Raw genomic sequence first — 14,184 nt, 5'->3', positions numbered from 1 at the left:
CCGGTCTCGCACTCTTCGTTTCTACTCCACTAAGGTTGGCGTTATGCGCATTCGCAGCTCATTTACACAATCCATCTTTATCTTTCTTACTCTACTAATCGCAAGTCAGGTCTATTCTTACTACGCCGTGTTCAACTACGCGTTAATGCCTAGCCTGCAACAGTTCAATAAAATCCTCGGGCATGAAATAAACCTAATGCTTGATGACTCGGCAAGCCTCGAGGATGAACTAGCAATGGATGCACCTCTACGCAGACGAGTTTTGGAGCAGCTTGGTGTCACCATCCATGCTGAAGATAGCCCGATTGCTGACGAGTACTACCATGCAGTGTCGATCGACTTGATGAGTGAGGAGATGAGCAATGAACTTGGCTCACCCACAGATGTGCGAATGATGTTGGGTAACGACAGCTATGTGTTATGGATGAAGATCGATTCTCTGCCAGGGTCGCTGTTACGTATTCCCCTCTCCGAACTACAGGAAGAAGACTTCACACCGCTGTTTCGTAACAGCTTGATCATGGCGCTACTTATCGTAGCCGGTGGTTGGTTATTTATTCGTTTACAAAATCGACCACTTATTGCTTTAGAAAAGGCAGCGAAAGTCGTAGGACGAGGGGAGATTCCACCACCACTTCCGGAAAAAGGCGCTTCAGAAATTCGCTCCGTAACACGCGCATTTAATCAGATGTCAAAAGGCATTCAGGCTCTAGAAGAAGATCGCGCCCTATTGATGGCGGGTATCAGCCATGATCTAAGAACCCCTCTAACCCGCATCCGATTAGCGACCGAAATGATGTCACCAGAAGATAGCTATCTTGCAGAAGGCATTATTAGCGACACCGAAGAGTGTAATGAAATCATCAGCCAGTTCATGGACTATCTAAAGCCCGTGAACAAGCAGTCATTTGTCTCTGTCGATTTGAATGAAATTGCTAACGATGTCGCCTCATCAGAAGGTGGGTATGAAGTACAAATTGAAACCGCTTTGGTTCAACCACTTAAAGAGACGCTCGGCAGCCCTATCGCGATTAAACGGGCCGTTAGTAACCTCGTTGTGAATGCGATTCGATATGGAAATGGATGGATAAAGGTCAGCACCGGCATCACCGCAGACAACAAACTGGTTTGGGTCTGTGTTGAAGATAACGGCCCTGGCATTGAACAGAACCAGATTAGCAAACTGTTTGAACCTTTTACTCGCGGTGATACCGCTCGAGGAAGCGAAGGTACTGGACTTGGACTTGCGATAGTCAAACGAATTGTTAGCCAACATAACGGTTCGGTTATCGTTAATAATCGCAGTGGTGGCGGTTTAAGAGTACAAATCAGTTTTCCCGCCAGCAAATAATCAAAAGGGCAGCGTGAATCACGCTGCCCTTATACATTGTTGCTCGATACCTAGCAGTTACCATTGCCCTTGATTGTTGAAATGGTATTTACCATCACTATCCGCAGGCTCTGGCAGCCACTTGAGCTGTTGTTGTAACGCTTGAGGGAACTCCGCTAACGGCTTAAACCAAGCACTCAGCTTGTAGCTACTCGCCCCAACCTCAGCACTGAAGCCACTTTCAACCTCTTGGCTCTGCTGCTCTCCTTGCACATCAATACGACTCTGCTGACAACTAAATTGTACAATGACCGGCCCGAGATAGAGATCTGCCAGTGGCGTACTCACCACTTGAGTATTCCACACTAAGCTTCCTTGAGCGCTATCGCAATATGGTTGGGCGTAGCGATAGGAGCGAAGATTGACCTCAACCTGACCTTCGAGATCCAACGGTACAGGTAAGCGAGGGATAAACTTAATCATTTCTTCGACGGAAATAGCGGCAATAAGGTTTTGCGCATAAAAGCCACTGAAGTCGTAACCAATCACACCTCGACCTTGGAGTGAGAGGTCACTGCCTCTGCCAAAACGAATTTGCGCCTCTAGAGAACCCGCGAGCATCTTAACCAGATTAAACTGCCAGTTGAGTGCCCCATAATTTGTGCCCTGCCATTGAACTTGCTGGGCACTTCCCTGCCATACCGTCCCTTCGATATCAGCTACGCGCAATGCACTGGGTAAAGGCGCATATTGAAGAATGAACTGTGCAGGCATGTGAAACATCGCACTTACGACAAACACGCTACTGATGAATAGACCCGATAGAATGGTTTTCTTCACTCTGTTAACCCCTACCTAACTGCAATCGATTCACTTCGACCACGCCATCTTGAGCGCCTTTATCTACATCCAGAAATACGACCTCAATCCCGTATGTCTCTTGTAAGTAGGCAATCCAGCTAACAAACTGATTGAATGGCATTGGCGCAATCCAAACTTGAAATTGCTCTCCACGAGGCTGGACACGAATAAGCTCAACATTAAAACGTTTAACGCTTGATGAAATGGCCTGGTTAATTGGCATACTCGACACCGTCAGACCGCCCTGTGCTTTTAGCTTGCTGATCTCATCACCCTTGCTTTTAACCCAAGCCAAAAGCTGTTTCTCACTTTGGATACGCATCTGTGCATCATCAGCCCTTTGAGCGATGGGTTGTACGATCCCCCAGTAGACACTTCCAAGGACAGCAAAAAAAACACACACAACCACTAAGCGTTGCTCTCGCTGAGAGATACTTAGCCACCACGTTTGTAAGGACGTCAGTAAATTATTCACTCAATACACCTCACAATGGTTTCAAAATAAATGAGCCATTGACTAGGCTCCCAGAGCGGTTAAGTTGCCCTTGCTCAACCTCGAATCGAGTGGCTAACAACTCTGCAGCTTTCTCAAAGGTTTGAAAGTCTTTACTTTGAGCTTGCACTCTTACCTCATTTCTATTGCTGTCGTACTTAAAGCTCACCAGATCCAAAGAGGGCACTTGGCTCAATATTGGCGGTAAGGTGGCAAGGATGCTTAATATGGAATTATCGCGGCCAGACCCTGACATCAATCGTGCTTGCTGTTCCAATTCACGCTTTAAGTAACTGACTGTCGGTATTTTATTTTTGCCTGGCACCAACTGGCGGAAAATACGCTCACTTTCCGCTCGATACGCTGTGGCTTGCGCTTCATAACGCTGTATCTTCTGTACATTGTCGACCACGATGACAGCGAGCAGCAATACTGCAGCTACAGCTACCTTCTGCCATGTTTTCCAGTAACGACCAAATGAAGACTTAGGCTTAAATCGCCCAGTGAGCAAAGTCAGTTTGCTGGCAACGGCTTGTTCAGCAAGTAACTGCATCACCAACTGAGGCTGAGTCTCTTGCCAATCTTGCTCTTCATCCAATTCCAATTCAGGCAAAGCGGAATAGGCCGTTAACGGCAAACACTCATCCTCACGTTTCACCCAGTCAGACTGCGCCACTAGAGCCAACCACTCGCTGTCAATTGATATCCCTGAATACGTCGATTTCTTCAGTAGCCATTGTCCATCAAGTTCAACAGCGGAAATCCCCTTTGACTCGGGCAAAGCTAATACGTCTGGCAGCACTTTTTGAATCTGACAACCAATCGCTGTCAAACGTTGCAGAATATGTGTTAACCATTCGCTATCAACCGCACACACCTGAGCACGTCCGTTACCTTTATGAAAAATGGTAAAGTGGAGCTGATCAACATCTTGTGCCAGCTCATCTTCCATTACGTACGGCAGCATCGCTTCAAGCTGACGACTGGCACCCGCGGGGATCGCGATATCGTTTAGCACTAAGCTCGAAGCAGAGAGCAAAACGATCGTACGTCGGTTTTCCCCATACGGCGCGATGTCCGCAATAGCATCTTGGTTCGCAAGCTCGCCACTCGCAATCACTTCCTGCTGTGTCACCGACCATACTAACCATTGAACAGCTAAGGTCGGATTATTGCTCAGTCGAACGATCAGAAACTCGTTCACCGATACCTCCGAAGCGACGGCGAATAACCGTCGCAGTTTCTTGATTATTACTAAAGAGCAAGCTTCTAACTCTTACTCGGGAGTCATCAACGACGATCTCCACATCCATTTCAAAATAAGCACTTGTGACGGCAAGGTAACCCTTAGCCTGTTGCAGCACCTTTTCATCAATACCAGAAAAGGCCCCTTCACTAAGCATTTCATCAACCGTCGTCCAGCCATCAAAAGGGCGACTATCAAGGAGTTTTTTTGCCTCACTGGTCGCCAAATGTGGATAGAACAGTGCAGACAGCAACTCTGCTTGATCAGGTTGCAGTGTATTCACATTGAGGCGAAAGTCAGACGTAGGTATTGCACACACATAAGGCAATACCTTGTGCACCACCTCACCAGAAGCCTGATTCACCGCTCTCAGCTCAGAGCTATCTGACAACATACTATTGGCAGTAAGGTAAGCCGGAGAGATAGATTCATAGTAACTGTCTTCGACACCTGCAGAGGAATTGCTGACATCATTACTATCCAAATATTCCCACAACGATTGAGAAATTATCTCTGCCTGATAGCTTTCCACCTCTAGTTCCTCGAGCAAACGCTGAAAGACTTCCACTAAATACGGCGAACGGCTGGAACTAGGCTGGTCAGTGACGGCAGCTAAAGCATTGAGGTTAAAGCAGGCCTGTTTATCAACTAAGCGCCCTTTCAGAGTTCCGTAATCCAATGGATAGGTTTGTTCCTCCAGTGCCCATGGCTGAGAAAGATTGATGGTATCTGAGTCTCTAAAGCTCTGTTTCAACCCTGCTTCAGCCAACGCTTCCGCGCCCACGCTATACCAATAAGCTTGTTGGTAGTTGAGCTGATTGCTCGCGCGCCTAAACTGACCAAACAAACGGTCAGCCATACTCGCAGCGATACTGACCATCACCGCCAAGAGCAACAAAACAATAATCAGAGCCACACCACGCTGCTTACGACCCATCCGCGTTTTGCTCCTCGTCGACCTCTAAAGCACCACCAGCAGTTAGATAGATACGTTCTATTGCTCCGTAATCCTCAAATACCAACTTCACTAGCACAGCTTTCGGCAAGGTATAATTCGTTTCCCAGCGTTCTAACCACTGGTTGCCATCGTAAAAACGTAAATCAAAGGAGTCGACCTTATCAATCAAGGGCATCACTATCCCTTCTTGGCCAACTGGAGTGTCAACGTATCGCCACCACACCCGCTGTAACTCGCCTTCTTTTAATCGATACCCCACTTTGCTCACCTCCCCTCGCGGGAATTGCTGTTGGGGGTTATGCCAGCCAGAGCGCACAAACATTACGCCTTTAGCATCAGAATCAAGTAGGTAATCTTGCCAATGAATCAGCTCTAGAGATGGCTCCTCACCATTGGTGCGCGATTGACGCAGCGCCATTTGGCGAAAATCGTTGTCCATAAAAACTAACGTTCTCTGTAGCGTTTTTAGCCGTTCACTACGTTCAAGTGACAGTTCATTACTGCGCTGAACTTGATTGAGCACCTGATAGGCTCCAATACTCAAACTGGCAAAAATCGCGATAGCGACAAGAACTTCAATTAAGGTGAAACCATGCGAGGAAGACTGACTACTTCGGTACATAGCTTCTTACCGTCACAACGGGTGTTCCTTTCGCACTTGCTGCCACTTTCACGTCAAATGCTTGCAGAAGATCACCCGCTGTAGAAACAGGCTCTACCGACCAAAACCATTCACGTTCAGCTAACATTTCAGTTCCTTTTTGCTTGCTTGGTTTTCGTCCTGATAGCATCACTTTCGCCATCTGATTGTCTGCCACCATGCTCGCAAAAGTTTTCTCTTCCAAGAAGTTGAGCGTATTAATATGCTGGCTAACAGAACGAATCGTCGCTATCGCTGCGGTCGCAAAAATCGCTAATGCCACCAATACTTCCAGCAAGGTAAAACCACGTTTACTCGCCTTCATCACGTTCTCCTGGAGCCAGCAACAGTATCTGTCCACTCTCTTTAACCACTATGTGCCATGCATCACGTTCAGCATCTTTCTGCTGCGGATAAATAGCAACTGATACAGGTGTTATTTCTCCACTCGACATAATGAAGACTTGAGGAGGTGGGCGTTTTTTCTCGTCATCTTGTTCAGCAAACATCTCCTCGTCGAACAGGCTACCTGGCTCAAAAAGTCGCTCTTTATCGCTCCAGACATCCCCCCCAAGTTGCAGCATCAATGCCAATCCCGAGTCCAACTCGGTTTTCTCTGGAATATGTTGTTCATCCAGTTTCTGCCACCCCTTGGAGGTTAAATGCATAAATTGATAAGTCGACTTTTCCTCATTGATATTTAAGCCGAAATCACGCCCACTTAGCATCGCCTCTTCATTGAGCAGTTGAATGCGATAAAACAGCGCTTGGGCTTGCTTCTTTGCAACATCTTCGGCACTGACGGTCAGTGTTGAAATAACGGCTACGGATGCCAGAGATATCAGCACCAATACCAACAATATCTCTAGCAGAGTAAAGCCTGCGTGACGACGCATAGTTAACCTAACTTGGATGTCTTACTGAAAATCTTGAATATTCCAGTTACCAATATCCGAGTTAGCGCCTTCACCGCCCTCTTGACCATCTGCACCTAAGGTAAAGATATCAATACTGCCGTGGTCGCCTGGGCTTAAATATTGATAGTCGTTGCCCCATGGGTCTGATGGTAGACGTTTGATATAGCCACCATCACGATAATTGCGTGGTTCAGGATTTGATGGCTTCGTTACCAGCGCTTCAAGACCTTGATCCGTTGATGGGTAAACACTGTTATCCAACTTGTACATATCAAGCGCATTCTCTAACGCAACAATGTCAGTGATTGCTTTTTGCTGATCCGCTTTCTCTTTGTTACCTAATAAGTTAGGAACAACAAAGCTCGCTAAAATCCCTAGAATGACGACAACGACCATGACCTCTAATAGAGTAAAGCCTTTCTGAACGTTCATTTTCTTATTCATTTTTTTCTCCACGACAAGCAGCTTCGATAAGCTCAAAGCTATTATGAACTCATTAAATTATTCATTTCTAAAATTGGCATTAACGTCGCCATAACGATAAATAAAACCAACCCAGCCATAAGAGCGATCAGTGCTGGAGTAAAGATCCCTAACGCAATATTCACCGTTGATTCAAAATTTGCATCTTGGTTATCCGCAGCACGTGTCAGCATCGCCTCTAATTCACCACTTTGTTCACCACTGGCTATCATGTGGAGCATCATTGGAGGGAAGAGTTTGGTCTGCTCCAAAGCTCGACGCAAACTTGAACCTTCACGAACATTATCCGTAGCAATTAAGACCTGCTGTTTGACGTAATGGTTCGACATAACATCCACCGCGACCCGCATACCTTCTAAGATAGGGATTGCGCTCGAGGTACATATCGATAATGTACGAGCAAACCGAGAAGTATTCAGCCCACGAGCAATTTTCCCAACCAGTGGCATCGCGATAATTTTTCGGTCCCATTTGAGACGTACATTCGGCTTGCTCAAAGCGTATTTAAACAGATAAGTCATCACAATAACGGCCACAAGAAGTTGTAGCCCCCAGCTCTGAATAAACTCACTTGAAGCGAGCAAAAACTGGGTAGATTGAGGTAACTCCTGACCCATCTGTACAAATTGACCAACGATTTTCGGTACGACTGCTGCGAGTAGGAAAGCGACGATACCGATCGCAAACACCACCAGCACCACAGGGTATATCAATGCCTGCTGTAATTTGGAGCGCATCTTCTGACGATTTTCCGCATAATCTGCCAATCGTTCTAAAACCGAATCCAAATGACCTGACTTTTCTCCAGCAGAAACCATTGAGCGAAACAGATCATCAAATACATGAGAATAATCCGCCAAACTGTCCGCTAAGGTATAACCTTCTGTCACTTTGGAACGCACTGCCAACAACATGGTGCGAATACGAGGTTTTTCTGACTGTTCGGAAACGGCTTTTAAACACTCTTCTAATGGCATACCGGACTGAACAAGTGTCGCCAGTTGACGGGTCACTAGAGCGAGATCAGGTGTACTTAAACCTCGCTTAAACTGAAATAAAGACGGCTGTTCGCTCTTCTTTTTCGCTTGCTGGCGAGTTTCACTCACTTCGACTGGAATCAAACCCTGTTCTTTAAGCCGAGCTCGAACCTGCCGACCATTGTCGCCTTCAATCACGCCTTTTTTGGTTTTGCCTTTAGCGTCGAGAGCCTTATATTCAAATGCCGCCATTAGCTTTCCTTAGTCACTCGCACTACTTCCTCAAGTGACGTAATGCCTTGACGGACTTTACTCAAACCATCACTCCGAATACTTGGAGTATGCTGACGGATATGCTTCTCTATCTCTTGCTCACCCGCTTCACTGTGAATGAGTGCCTGGACATTTTCATCCACGACCAAAAGCTCATAAATACCAGTACGCCCACGATAACCTTTAAAGTTACACGCTTCACAGCCACAAGCTCGATATAAGGTCAGCTCTGCTTCAGGCTCGATAGCAAACAATTTTTTTGTTTCGGCATCGGGTTGATATGGTTCCTTACAGCTAGGGCATAAGGTTCTAACCAAACGTTGTGCAAGAACCCCAAGAAGTGAAGAGGAGATTAAAAATGGCTCAATGCCCATGTCTCTCAAACGAGTAATGGCACCAATTGCCGTATTGGTATGGAGCGTCGACATCACTAAGTGACCAGTCAAAGACGCTTGAACTGCAATCTGCGCGGTCTCAAGGTCACGGATTTCACCCACCATCACCACGTCAGGGTCCTGACGAAGAATCGCACGCAAGCCTCGGGCGAACGTCATATCAACCTTTGGATTGACTTGAGTCTGACCGATACCATCAATATCAAACTCAATCGGATCTTCGACGGTAAGAATGTTTCGCTCGTTGCTGTTAATCTCCGTCAACCCTGCATACAAGGTTGTTGATTTACCCGAACCAGTCGGACCAGTAACCAATAAAATACCGTGTGGTCGCTGAATCATGCCGCGAAATGCATCATGATTTGACGGGGTCATCCCTAAGCTATGCAAGTCTAACCGTGTGGCATTTTTGTCGAGTAGACGCATAACCACTCGCTCACCATGCGAAGAAGGCATCGTTGAAACACGCACATCAACCGCTCGACCACCGATTCTCAGAGAAATGCGGCCGTCTTGTGGTACTCGCTTCTCAGCAATATCAAGTCTAGCCATCACTTTTACGCGTGAGACTAGCAACGGCGCTAGTTTACGACTAGGTGAAAGTACCTCGCGGAGCACACCGTCAACACGAAAACGGATAGAAAGACTCTTTTCAAATGTCTCGATGTGGATATCTGAAGCACCTTCCTTGATCGCTTCACCTAGCATGGCATTAATCAACTTGATAATCGGCGCATCATCTTCAGACTCAAGCAAGTCTTCATCTTGTGGCAAATCTTCAGCCAAGGAGAAAAAGTCATCACTATCAGCGCCAATATCTTCCATTAGCTGACGAGCTTCAGAAGAATCTCGTTGATAGGCTTCCGTTAGTTTGCTTTCAAACACCTCGATACTGATCGACTGCAATGAAAAAGTCTGGGCACAAAAACGCTTCACTTCTAACAAAGCTTGGACTGAAATAGGTTCAACGTAATAGAGCACCATTCCCGCTTCAGTCGGTTCAAGCACTAGCTTGAACCGATTGGCAAAACTAAATGGTAGACGCTTTGAGTATGGCGTGACTTGTACGTCCATTACTGTTTATCCATTTGGTCTAAAAACGCTTGTATTTCAGCTGGGTGTCGGATTTCTTCACCAAATTTAGGGAGCACAGGGATATTGTCATTGCTCATTAGTTTTAGGCCTTGATCAGCCTTGTAAAGCTGTTCTGCACGAATGAAATTGTATTTACGTTGAGTAATGCCATCCGCAGTCACACCATCACGAATAATGGTTGGCTTGATAAACACCATGAGGTTTTTCTTCTCAACCTGTGTGCTGGTTGACTTAAACAGATGCCCCAAATACGGAATATCACCCAATAGCGGCACTTTGGATTCACTTTCTAGCGCTCGCTCATCGATCAGGCCACCTAATACGATCATTGAACCGTCTTCAACCATCACAGAAGTGTTTAGCTGACGCTTAGCAAAACGTACGTCGACAGCACCATTAGCCCCAAGTACATTGGACACTTCTTGTTCGATATTGAGCTGGACTGAATTACCTTCATTAATCTGAGGCACCACTTTCAGTTTGATACCCACTTCTTTACGATCGACCGTTTGGAACGGATTGTCATTGTTAGAGCCCGCAGTCGACCCCGTAATAACAGGTACTTCTTCACCAACGATGAAAGACGCCTCACCATTGTCCATAACGGTAATACTTGGTGAAGATAGAATATTAGAGTTTGAGTCCGTTGAAACCGCGCTAATTAGAGCGGTCCAATCGCCCATAACAACACTCAACGCAGCCCCGTTAACGCCAGACAGGGCAGAAGCTAATGTGCTGTAGCTACCTTTTTCAGTCGACTGGCGAGACTCCCACTTGTTCGTCGTCGAGTTCCAGTAACTCTCAGTTGTCGTAGTATCTTTAGCCTCTTCGAGTCCGACCATCACTTGCCCAATCGGTACACCCGTATTTCCGTATTGAATTACCGCACCGCTCTCTAGGGAACCCCACTGTACTCCTAGATTGACCCCATCTCCTTCGGCCATTTCTACGATCAAGGCTTCAATCAGTACTTGTGCGCGACGGATATCAAGCTGGGCAATGACATCTTGGATAGCAATCATAATATCTGGCGGAGCAGTAAGGACCAGAGCATTCGTCTCTGGGTGAGCGGCGATCATCACCTCACCACGCTGAGTACCGCTCCCTTTAGTGCCCGTCGACTTCTCCGCTTGTAAGTTATCAGACACACCTTTTAGGACATCGACTAAATCTTCCGCTTTGGCATACTTAAGATAAACGACGCGGTTGTTACCTTTGGATGCCATTTCAACATCTAGCTGTTGGATAAGCTTTCTCAGACGTTGACGAACTTGGGGATCACCGGAAATTAAAATCGAGTTAGTGCGGTCATCAGCGACGAAATTTGGCTGCAAAAATGCTGGAGTATTTTTGGCTTCCGTCGTTTTATTCAAAGCTTCAACGATTCGCACCATTTCTGCCGCAGACGCGTTCGATAGCTCTACCACCTCGATCTCTTTGTCACCCGCTTGGTCTACACGCTTAATGATGTCTGCCAAGCGATTCACAACCGCTGCGCGTCCAGTAATTAAGATAATGTTCGCTGGATCGTAGTGAACAACGTTACCCGCACCCGCATTGTCGTTCAATTGACGCAACAACGGCGAAAGCTCACGCACCGACACGTTTCGCACAGCAACAACACGAGTAACAACCTCATCACCATTGATATGGCCATCTCCTACAACAGGGACGGCTGACGTTTTCGCATCTTTTGCTTTAATCACTTTCAGAATGCCATTGTCCATTTCAACAACAGCAAAACCGTAGACTTCGAGTACATTGAGGAAAAAGCTGTAATATTGCTCTTCGGTCAACATATCGTAACTACGTACATCAATCTTACCGCGCACAGAAGGATCGACGATGATCGTCTTCTCTAAGTTACGTCCAACTATATTGATAAACTCACTGATGTCTGTGCCTTTAAAGCTGGCACTAAAATCATCAGCTACCGACATTGTTGGTGATACTAGTAAGCTTCCCGCTAAAAGCCATGCGCTTTTTTTAAGCCAATGGTTCACTCTTCACTCCTCGAGAGGACGTCACGACGTCCATCTTATAATTCAATGTATATCTCAAATAACTGGCCATCGCGTTCAACAGTCAAAGTCACTTCATTCACCTGCGACAAGTTTTGCCAAACTTCACCCATTGACGCTGAGTCTTTTAAATCAAGTCCGTTGATCGCCGTAGCAATATCACCTGCTTGTAATCCAATAGTTTCAAAGAGAGCTTTATCTTTACCTGGGGACAATCGATACCCGACCACCTCTTCATCTCGCTTTACTTGCGACATTCGTACGTATTCAAAGAGTACTTTTGCGTCGTTACGAATCTCTTCGCGTATCTGATCCAAGGTATCTTGAGATGCATTCGATACTATTTGTTTGCTACTGCTTTCTATTACCTGAGGGGCTGGCTTAGTGAACTTCAATCCCTCAAGCATGATGGTTTCGTTTCGACCTGAATTATCAATAATCACACGGTCTTGCTGCACCTGAATCAGTTTTGCTCGCGTCCCTTCAATCATTTCATTCAAACCGTAGGTTGCTTGCGTACCTTTATTCGCGATAACCGCCAAGCTCTTCTCTGGAACAGAACTGGTTACAACACCAACCAATACCAAATTAAGACGACTCTTAGGTGCAGCTTGAACCTTGGGTTGCTCAATCACTGGCGCATTGCTCTGATATTGGCCAAATAGATGGCTATTTTGCAGGCTAGATAGGTCTATTTGTGACGAACTGGTCGTTTCTTGTCTCGCCACGTTAGAAGGCTGCCATTTGGATACGCTCGGTATGCTCCATGGTTGCCAAATCATTTGTCCTGCTATCCATGCTGTGACTGCTAGCAATATGAACATGACCGCAAAGCTTACTCTTTGCTGTACTTGCTGTTGCTTAAATGTCTCACCTAACTTCATTAGCGTATTCATGCTGTTGTGCTTCACTCAAGTTCCTTCTTTGCTGGGTTAGGTGAATTTACCGTAATTTATCAGATAAATAGCGTTGAATTGTATCAAAATAAGCAACATCCAAACATAACAAACTCTTATATTGTCACGACAGACTATGCCAATTTTTATGATCTTGCTTGAAAAAACCTACACTCGTCACCATTGTTAGTGCATGTAACAGGGCATCAATAATATTCACCTTAGAGGGTAAAAATCACCATGGGTTCCCAAACCGAAGCGGTAAGGCTCGACAAATGGCTATGGGCTGCGCGCTTTTATAAAACTCGCTCCATCGCTCGAAATATGGTCGATGGTGGCAAAGTCCATTATAATGGGCAACGCAGTAAACCTAGCAAAGCTGTTGAACTCGGGGCGATCATCACTTTAAGGCAGGGCCAAGAAGAGAAAACCGTGGTTATTGAGCAAATCTCAGATCAACGCCGTGGAGCTCCCGAAGCTCAACTGCTCTATTCCGAGACCGCTGAGAGTATTAGTAAGCGCGAAGAAAACGCGACACGTCGCAGACTTCATGCTCACAATCCAAGCCCAGAGCGTCGTCCAGATAAAAAACAGCGCCGCGACATCATTAAATTTAAGCACCAATAAGCTCAACCAGATTTACGAGGAAACGCCACATGGCAAGCAATGTTTTAAACCGCTACTTATTTGAAGACCTTTCTGTTCGTGGCGAGTTGGTACAATTGGATGAAGCTTACCAACGTATTATTTCTAGCAAGGAATACCCAGCACCCATTCAGAAGTTGCTAGGCGAGCTATTGGTTTCAACAACACTTTTGACAGCAACTCTGAAGTTTGAAGGCTCAATTACAATGCAACTTCAGGGTGACGGTCCTGTGTCGCTTGCCGTCATCAATGGCGATCACGATCAGAAGATTCGTGGTGTTGCACGTTTTGAAGGCGACATCGCTGACGATGCAACGATTCATGATCTGATGGGTAAAGGTCACTTAGTGATCACTATTGATCCTAAGAAAGGTGAGCGCTACCAAGGTATTGTTGGTCTTGAAGGCGAAAACTTATCTGAGATTCTAGAAACGTACTTTGCCAACTCTGAGCAGCTAAAAACTCGCCTATGGCTACGTACTGGTGAATATGAAGGCAAGGCGCATGCGGCAGGTATGCTAATCCAAGTTATGCCAGATGGTACTGGTACGCCGGATGATTTCGAGCACCTAGAGCAACTCACCAACACCGTTAAAGATGAAGAGCTATTTAGCTTAGAAGCAAATGAGCTTCTATACCGTCTCTACAACCAAGAGAAAGTTCGCGTGTTCGAACCTCAGCCGGTTGAGTTCTTCTGTGGTTGTTCTCGTGAACGTAGCGGCGCAGCAATTCTTACTATAGAGCGTACGGAAATAAATGACATTTTGGCAGAGATTGGTTCAATTTCTTTACATTGTGATTACTGCGGCACGAACTATTCGTTCGACGAAGCAGAAGTATCAGAGCTGTTTAATCAAGCAAATTCTGGTAACAAAACGCTGCATTAATTCTTACGACTTATCAAGTCTGTAATTTACCCTTCAAAAGGCCAGCACTCGCTGGCCTTTTTGTGAT

General features: G+C 46.0%; 15 protein-coding genes. 3 read left to right on the top strand and 12 right to left on the bottom strand.

Features of this window, described 5'->3' with window-relative positions; translation table 11 throughout:
- Positions 1-43 precede the first annotated feature (43 nt).
- Entirely contained in the window at positions 44-1,351 is a 1,308-nt protein-coding gene (gene envZ, locus ACQEXT_RS17160; protein ID WP_138972916.1) for a two-component system sensor histidine kinase EnvZ, read from the top strand.
- Positions 1,352-1,408: 57 nt separating this feature from the next.
- Here the strand turns inward: envZ and ACQEXT_RS17155 are convergent, their stop codons facing one another.
- From ACQEXT_RS17155 to gspC, 12 genes are read right to left on the bottom strand one after another with little or no spacing between them, the layout of a single operon-like run.
- Positions 1,409-2,170, bottom strand: coding sequence for a type II secretion system protein N (locus ACQEXT_RS17155; protein WP_138972915.1), 762 nt, complete (start codon positions 2,168-2,170; stop codon positions 1,409-1,411).
- A gap of 4 nt (positions 2,171-2,174) precedes the next feature.
- On the bottom strand, positions 2,175-2,666 hold the full coding sequence (locus ACQEXT_RS17150; protein ID WP_426953027.1) for a type II secretion system protein M: 492 nt from the start codon (positions 2,664-2,666) through the stop codon (positions 2,175-2,177).
- Positions 2,667-2,676: 10 nt separating this feature from the next.
- A complete protein-coding gene (gene gspL / locus ACQEXT_RS17145; RefSeq protein ID WP_426953026.1) occupies positions 2,677-3,888 on the bottom strand; it encodes a type II secretion system protein GspL in 1,212 nt (403 codons plus the stop codon).
- Positions 3,854-4,867: a type II secretion system minor pseudopilin GspK gene (gene gspK / locus ACQEXT_RS17140; RefSeq protein WP_426953025.1), complete on the bottom strand. Its 1,014-nt coding sequence runs from the start codon at positions 4,865-4,867 to the stop codon at positions 3,854-3,856. Before gspK ends, gspL begins: the two co-directional genes overlap by 35 nt.
- Positions 4,857-5,510 (bottom strand): type II secretion system minor pseudopilin GspJ, encoded by a 654-nt coding sequence (gene gspJ, locus ACQEXT_RS17135; protein ID WP_426953024.1) that lies wholly within the window; start codon positions 5,508-5,510, stop codon positions 4,857-4,859. Before gspJ ends, gspK begins: the two co-directional genes overlap by 11 nt.
- Positions 5,497-5,853, bottom strand: a complete 357-nt coding sequence (gene gspI, locus ACQEXT_RS17130) for a type II secretion system minor pseudopilin GspI (RefSeq protein ID WP_138972910.1) — start codon at positions 5,851-5,853, stop codon at positions 5,497-5,499. Before gspI ends, gspJ begins: the two co-directional genes overlap by 14 nt.
- Complete coding sequence (gene gspH, locus ACQEXT_RS17125; RefSeq protein WP_426953023.1) at positions 5,840-6,424, bottom strand: type II secretion system minor pseudopilin GspH; 585 nt, start codon at positions 6,422-6,424, stop codon at positions 5,840-5,842. The genes gspI and gspH overlap by 14 nt, the downstream gene beginning before the upstream one ends.
- 21 nt (positions 6,425-6,445) lie before the next feature.
- On the bottom strand, positions 6,446-6,889 hold the full coding sequence (gene gspG / locus ACQEXT_RS17120; RefSeq protein WP_138972908.1) for a type II secretion system major pseudopilin GspG: 444 nt from the start codon (positions 6,887-6,889) through the stop codon (positions 6,446-6,448).
- Between the two features lie 41 nt (positions 6,890-6,930).
- Positions 6,931-8,157 carry a type II secretion system inner membrane protein GspF gene (gspF, locus tag ACQEXT_RS17115; RefSeq protein WP_138972907.1) on the bottom strand — a complete coding sequence of 409 codons (1,227 nt, stop codon included), beginning with the start codon at positions 8,155-8,157 and terminating at the stop codon, positions 6,931-6,933.
- Positions 8,157-9,647 (bottom strand): type II secretion system ATPase GspE, encoded by a 1,491-nt coding sequence (gene gspE, locus ACQEXT_RS17110; RefSeq protein WP_426953022.1) that lies wholly within the window; start codon positions 9,645-9,647, stop codon positions 8,157-8,159. The genes gspF and gspE overlap by 1 nt, the downstream gene beginning before the upstream one ends.
- On the bottom strand, positions 9,647-11,671 hold the full coding sequence (gene gspD / locus ACQEXT_RS17105; RefSeq protein WP_426953021.1) for a type II secretion system secretin GspD: 2,025 nt from the start codon (positions 11,669-11,671) through the stop codon (positions 9,647-9,649). Before gspD ends, gspE begins: the two co-directional genes overlap by 1 nt.
- A 35-nt stretch (positions 11,672-11,706) precedes the next feature.
- Positions 11,707-12,600: a type II secretion system protein GspC gene (gene gspC / locus ACQEXT_RS17100; RefSeq protein ID WP_426953020.1), complete on the bottom strand. Its 894-nt coding sequence runs from the start codon at positions 12,598-12,600 to the stop codon at positions 11,707-11,709.
- 225 nt (positions 12,601-12,825) lie between these two features.
- Between gspC and hslR the strand changes: the two genes are divergently transcribed.
- Positions 12,826-13,212: a ribosome-associated heat shock protein Hsp15 gene (gene hslR / locus ACQEXT_RS17095; protein WP_138972904.1), complete on the top strand. Its 387-nt coding sequence runs from the start codon at positions 12,826-12,828 to the stop codon at positions 13,210-13,212.
- A 29-nt stretch (positions 13,213-13,241) separates the two neighbouring features.
- Positions 13,242-14,117 carry an Hsp33 family molecular chaperone HslO gene (gene hslO / locus ACQEXT_RS17090; protein ID WP_426953019.1) on the top strand — a complete coding sequence of 292 codons (876 nt, stop codon included), beginning with the start codon at positions 13,242-13,244 and terminating at the stop codon, positions 14,115-14,117.
- Positions 14,118-14,184: the final 67 nt, after the last annotated feature.

Origin of the sequence: Vibrio sp. TRT 29B02 (genome assembly GCF_050113655.1) — a bacterium.
Taxonomy (GTDB): Bacteria; Pseudomonadota; Gammaproteobacteria; order Enterobacterales; family Vibrionaceae; genus Vibrio.
This window is presented reverse-complemented; position numbering and strand designations above follow the sequence as displayed.

What these genes read in the sequence shown, in the direction of transcription:
- envZ (WP_138972916.1), top strand. Translation starts at nt 44, where the DNA reads ATGCGCATTCGCAGCTCATTTACACAATCCATCTTTATCTTTCTTACT.
- gspK (WP_426953025.1), bottom strand. Translation starts at nt 4,867, where the DNA reads ATGGGTCGTAAGCAGCGTGGTGTGGCTCTGATTATTGTTTTGTTGCTC.
- gspJ (WP_426953024.1), bottom strand. Translation starts at nt 5,510, where the DNA reads ATGTACCGAAGTAGTCAGTCTTCCTCGCATGGTTTCACCTTAATTGAA.
- gspI (WP_138972910.1), bottom strand. Translation starts at nt 5,853, where the DNA reads ATGAAGGCGAGTAAACGTGGTTTTACCTTGCTGGAAGTATTGGTGGCA.
- gspH (WP_426953023.1), bottom strand. Translation starts at nt 6,424, where the DNA reads ATGCGTCGTCACGCAGGCTTTACTCTGCTAGAGATATTGTTGGTATTG.
- gspG (WP_138972908.1), bottom strand. Translation starts at nt 6,889, where the DNA reads ATGAATAAGAAAATGAACGTTCAGAAAGGCTTTACTCTATTAGAGGTC.
- gspF (WP_138972907.1), bottom strand. Translation starts at nt 8,157, where the DNA reads ATGGCGGCATTTGAATATAAGGCTCTCGACGCTAAAGGCAAAACCAAA.
- gspE (WP_426953022.1), bottom strand. Translation starts at nt 9,647, where the DNA reads ATGGACGTACAAGTCACGCCATACTCAAAGCGTCTACCATTTAGTTTT.
- hslR (WP_138972904.1), top strand. Translation starts at nt 12,826, where the DNA reads ATGGGTTCCCAAACCGAAGCGGTAAGGCTCGACAAATGGCTATGGGCT.
- hslO (WP_426953019.1), top strand. Translation starts at nt 13,242, where the DNA reads ATGGCAAGCAATGTTTTAAACCGCTACTTATTTGAAGACCTTTCTGTT.